Below are 536 nucleotides of genomic sequence, written 5' to 3' on the forward strand. Positions count from 1 at the left end.
GTAACCGGCGGAAGCAGCGGAATAGGGAAAGCCATAGCCCAAAAGTTAAGCGACGAGGGTATTAAAGTTGTTATTGCAGATAAAGCCGATTCAGAAAAATTAGCCGGTGGGATTGAATTCAGGAAGTGTAATGTCACCAGCGGAAGGGAGATCGATGAACTTTATTCCTGGACCACAGAAAATTTTGGACATCCAGACTACCTCATCCTTAATGCGGGCCAGGGAATTCAGGAAAAACTTTCAGAAGGGGACCCGGAAAAATGGAAACAAGTGCTGGATGTAAATATAATGGGTGCACTAAGATGCATCAGGGCCTTTACACCGCACATGATCTCTCAAAAAAAGGGAAATGTGGTATTTATTTCTTCTGTTTCTGCTAATCAGCCGCATGCATATGGCGGAATTTATGCTGCTTCAAAGACAGCTTTGGAGGTTATTGCAGAGACTTTGAGACAGGAAACACTGCCTCATATCAACGTAACTGTAGTGAGTCCCGGGATTGTAGATACCAATTTTTTTAAAAACCAGGTATCGGG

At 43.5% G+C, this 536-nt stretch carries 1 protein-coding gene; it reads left to right on the top strand.

The features are described 5' to 3' along the window. Positions 1–536 (top strand): SDR family oxidoreductase (locus tag HC175_RS17115; protein ID WP_168139537.1); only part of this gene is annotated, 536 nt, incomplete at both ends.

The sequence above is a fragment of the Salinimicrobium oceani genome, assembly GCF_012037645.1.